Genomic DNA, 1,888 nt, shown 5'->3' on the forward strand with positions numbered 1-1,888 from the left:
TTCTCGTGGCGTCAGAACGCCATCGCCAAATGCCTGGAATGCTAGATCGACGCGACGACTAACGCCATTCGCGACGGCGCCGCGGGCCATCGTTGGAAAGTCACGCCAATGTTTGCAACAGGCTGCCCGAACGAGCGGCCATAGAGCGTGCAAATGACGAATTTCCTTGGCGGAAAAAGGCTTCTCTGCTCGCATGAGCGAGACCACAACCATCCCAGTGCTCGGGATATCGATAAAGTAGCCAATCTCCTCCGCTAACCCAGTCCTTTTGTAATAGCTGCGATAGTATTCGCCCTGATAGAACCTGTCCGGTGCGATATCGCGCATGCGGTACAGACCCGGTGTAATTGGTTTTGTCGCGGCCAAAAAAAATGGATCAAGTACGTAGGGCCCGGCTTGGTAGTCCTCAACAAAAATACGCCGTTTGCCTTTGGGGAAATCGTCGTGAAGGTCTATTGGTGCTTCGGTTCCGACATGACCAAACACCACCGTAAAATCGAATGGTGCGACCTGCCGTAAGCCATCTGCCAAAGCACATGGAAATTCTGGGGTTCCGATCTTCTCCACGACCCTGCCGGCCTCTTCCATCCAATCGAACACACGCTGCTCCAGATTTTCGAAAAGCACCTCTATACCCCAATTGTGGTATATACAGCTAATCGGGGTTATTGTTATTTTTTCCCTGTTTGAGTGGTATGCCAACAAATGCCAAAAAATCAAGCAAAAGGAAAACGGCAGTATATGAGCTTTGACATGAGCGTCACCATGCAGACGATTGCGGAACTCCGAGGAGTGACCAAGACCTTCGGGAATGTGGTCGCCGCCAAAGACCTGAATCTTTCCATTGGGAAAGGAGAGTTCCTGTCGTTCTTAGGCCCATCTGGTTGTGGCAAAACCACTGCGCTTAGAATGTTGGCAGGTTTCGAGAAGCCAACCGAAGGTCAGGTGTTGCTCGATGGAGAAGTCGTCAACGACTTGGATGCGCACCATCGCCCAGTCAACATGGTGTTTCAGCACTATGCTCTTTTTCCTCACCTAAGCGTGTTCGACAACATCGCGTACGGCCTGCGCCAACAACGACCACGCGTAGACAAACAAACAATCGCGACAAAGGTTGAGCAAGCGCTGGAAACTGTCCGTCTTGGTGGGTTTGGCCCACGTCGCATCTGGGAGATGTCTGGTGGTCAGCAGCAACGCGTCGCTTTGGCGCGTGCGATCGTAAACGAGCCCAAGCTTTTGCTGCTTGATGAACCAATGGCTGCTCTGGATCGAAAGCTTCGAAAAGAAATGCAGTTTGAACTGCAGAACCTGCAACGACAACTGGGAATAACTTTTGTCCTCGTCACGCACGACCAAGAAGAAGCGCTTTCAATGTCCGACCGAATTTGTGTGATGGAAGGCGGCAGTATTGTGCAGGTTGGCAGCCCACGCGAACTCTATGACATGCCCCGCAGCCGCTACGTGGCTGGATTTGTAGGCACCTCAAATTTCTTTGATGCAACTGTGACTGACTCAGCAGCCGACCAAATCACTGTGCGTTTAGCGAGTGGCCAAAAGGTGCACGGAACTCCGGAGATTCCAATAGATGCAGGGCAGGAAGTGTGCGTTAGTATCCGTCCTGAACAGATCACGCTGACCCGCGCGCTACCCACAGCTGAAATCGCTCTGCCAGTTACCATTCAAAATCGGATCTTCCTTGGGGAGCACACAGAATACCTTGCGCGCAACGAAGCACTGGGTGATTTCCACGTACTTGTGCCAAGGCAAGCGGAATTGAACGAGGGGACGTTCAATGCAGGAGAGCAAGCCTTTGTTTCATGGGGCGAAGGCGCACTGCTGATCCTGGAAAAATAACAAATCCCGCAATCCAACAACAGAGAGGTTCACA

At 52.0% G+C, this 1,888-nt stretch carries 2 protein-coding genes; one reads left to right on the forward strand and one right to left on the reverse strand.

The features are described from left to right. On the reverse strand, positions 1-600 hold a 600-nt coding region (locus tag GOX73_RS20580; protein WP_171135092.1), incomplete at its 3' end, for a helix-turn-helix transcriptional regulator. A gap of 153 nt (positions 601-753) precedes the next feature. Here GOX73_RS20580 and GOX73_RS20585 point away from each other — a divergent pair. Beyond that, on the forward strand, positions 754-1,854 hold the full coding sequence (locus GOX73_RS20585; protein WP_237216008.1) for an ABC transporter ATP-binding protein: 1,101 nt from the start codon (positions 754-756) through the stop codon (positions 1,852-1,854). Positions 1,855-1,888 lie beyond the last annotated feature (34 nt).

Origin of the sequence: Ruegeria sp. HKCCD7221 (assembly GCF_013031225.1) — a bacterium.
Classification (GTDB): domain Bacteria; phylum Pseudomonadota; class Alphaproteobacteria; order Rhodobacterales; family Rhodobacteraceae; genus Ruegeria.